Raw genomic sequence first — 1,999 nt, forward strand, 5'->3', positions numbered from 1 at the left:
CGTGCCGAGGTTGGACGACAGGTGCCCCCCGGTGCGCGCCACGCTTTCGAGCAGGTAGGACCGCAGCTCGGTGGCGAGCTGTTTGAGCTCCGTTCGCGACAGGTGCCGCAGATCTGCGGGCGAGTCGACGCGCGACAGCAGGGGGTGGGTCATGTTGCTCATCCTGGTGGGGATTTGTTCTGATTCAGTGATCGCGGTGGACGATGCGGTGCGCCAGGGCCGCCAGGGCCCCGGTGGCTTCGGCGCTCAAGCCACTGCGAGCCAGTGCGGCCAGGGCCTGGGCCAGCAGCTCATCGGCTTCGCGGCGGGCCCCGTCCAGGCCCAGCAGGCTCACGTAGGTGGGCTTGTTGGCTTCGGCGTCCTTGCCGGCGGTCTTGCCCAGGGTGTCGGAGGGCTGGGTGGCGTCCAGCACATCGTCGACGATCTGGAAGGCCAGGCCCATGGTGTGGCCGTAATCGGTCAGGGCCTGCCAGGCGGGTGAGTCTGCGCCCAGCTCTGCGCAGGCAGCACCCATCTGCACGCTGGCGCGCAACAAGGCGCCCGTCTTGCGGCGATGCATGTCGCGCAGGGTGGCCTCATCGAGCGCCCGGCCCACGCTGGCCAGGTCGATGGCCTGGCCACCGGCCATGCCGGACTGCCCCGAGGCACGCGCCAGCAAGCGCACCAGCCTTGCCTGCAAGACGGGCGACACCCCGGCGCCCTCGCCCACATCGGGCGTGAGCACCTCGAAGGCCAAGGCCTGCATGGCGTCACCGGCCAGCATGGCCTGGGCTTCGCCAAAGGCCACGTGCACCGTGGGCTTGCCACGGCGCAACACGTCGTTGTCCATGCAGGGCATGTCGTCGTGCACCAGCGAGTACGCGTGGATCAGCTCGACGGCACAGGCGGCACGCAAAGCGGCTTCGCGGCCCGTCGCGGCGTTGAGCGCGCCCACCGCCTCGGCAGCGGCCTCGACGAGCAAGGCCCGCAAACGCTTGCCGCCGTCGAGCACGCCATAGCGCATGGCATCGCCCAGCCCAGCCGGCGCCGACCGGGGCACCCATTCGTCCAGGGCCGCTTCCACACGGGCCAGCGCCTGGGCCGACCAGCTTTGCAGTTGTTCAGGGCTCATGCCGCGTCCCAGGGCTTGAGCTGCCCGCCTTCGAGCTGCTTGACCTGGTCCTCAACGGCGTGCAGGCGCTCGCGACAAAAGCCCAGCAGAGAGGCCCCACGTTGGTAGGCCACCAGCAACTGCTCCAGGGGCAAGGCGCCCGACTCCATGCGCGCGACGAGCTGTTCCAGCTCGGCCATCGCGTCTTCGTAGCTGTCGGGCAGGGCCTCGGCGCCAGGGGCGCTCGACGCGGCCGCGGAGGAGGCCGCAGCGGGGGTGGAGGGTGGTCGGGCCATGGGGAGGGTGGGAGATCCGGCTCTGCGGGCAAACGCGTATTCTATTTCGACTGCCCTGCCTCGAACGCCCCGCCCCTGAGGGTGGGCGGGCCTTGACATCGGGCCTGGCGCGCTGGTTTGCGCCGGAGCAAACCCACAGGCTTGCCCCACCCCACCCCCCGGCTAGAATCTCGGGTTCCCCGGATTGCACCGGGATGCCGTCCCCGGTTTGGTTTTTTGACTTCGAGCCGGGTTTCACATGTCTTCGCGAAGCCAACGCCTGATCCGTGCCTTGTTTTCATGGTCGGCAGACAGCTCTCGCGGAGCGGGTTGACATTGGTTTTTGGAGATCCTGGGGATCATGTCCGACCTGAGTCCTGCGCTCAACGCCCTTCGCCGCAGCTCCCACACCCAGCTGCCAGTTCACGTCTACTTCGACGAACAACTGTACAAGGAGGAGCAAGCGCGCATCTTTCAGTCAGGTCCCCGCTACCTTGGCCACGCCGTCAGCGTGCCCGAGGTGGGCGACTACCTCACGCTGCCTCAGGAAAAAGAAGGCCGCGTGCTGGTGCGCACGAAAGACGGCATCGAGTTGATCTCCAACGTCTGCCGCCACCGGCAGGCGCTCATGCTG

The 1,999-nt window shown here is 68.2% G+C and carries 3 protein-coding genes and 1 pseudogene; 1 reads left to right on the forward strand and 3 read right to left on the reverse strand.

What is annotated here, in order from left to right:
- The 3 genes from B2W70_RS18030 to B2W70_RS18040 form a co-directional block, all read right to left on the reverse strand.
- Nucleotides 1–153 (reverse strand): 1-deoxy-D-xylulose-5-phosphate synthase N-terminal domain-containing protein (locus B2W70_RS18030; RefSeq protein ID WP_286747935.1); only part of this gene is annotated, 153 nt, incomplete at its 3' end.
- A 31-nt stretch (nt 154–184) separates the two neighbouring features.
- The gene (locus B2W70_RS18035; RefSeq protein ID WP_286747929.1) at nt 185–1,111 is read right to left on the reverse strand and encodes a polyprenyl synthetase family protein; all 927 of its coding nucleotides are present in this window, start codon (nt 1,109–1,111) and stop codon (nt 185–187) included.
- Entirely contained in the window at nt 1,108–1,386 is a 279-nt protein-coding gene (locus B2W70_RS18040) for an exodeoxyribonuclease VII small subunit (RefSeq protein ID WP_286747931.1), read from the reverse strand. The genes B2W70_RS18035 and B2W70_RS18040 overlap by 4 nt, the downstream gene beginning before the upstream one ends.
- Nucleotides 1,387–1,726: 340 nt before the next feature.
- On the opposite strand from B2W70_RS18040, the pseudogene B2W70_RS18045 reads away from it, so the two are divergent.
- A pseudogene (locus B2W70_RS18045) lies at nt 1,727–1,999 on the forward strand (aromatic ring-hydroxylating dioxygenase subunit alpha); the annotation flags it as partial.

The sequence above is a fragment of the Aquabacterium sp. UBA2148 genome (assembly GCF_002328915.1).
GTDB lineage: Bacteria > Pseudomonadota > Gammaproteobacteria > Burkholderiales > Burkholderiaceae_C > Aquabacterium > Aquabacterium parvum.

Coding starts and splice junctions, on each gene's coding strand:
- B2W70_RS18035 (WP_286747929.1), bottom strand. CDS start 1,111: ATGAGCCCTGAACAACTGCAAAGCTGGTCGGCCCAGGCGCTGGCCCGT.
- B2W70_RS18040 (WP_286747931.1), bottom strand. CDS start 1,386: ATGGCCCGACCACCCTCCACCCCCGCTGCGGCCTCCTCCGCGGCCGCG.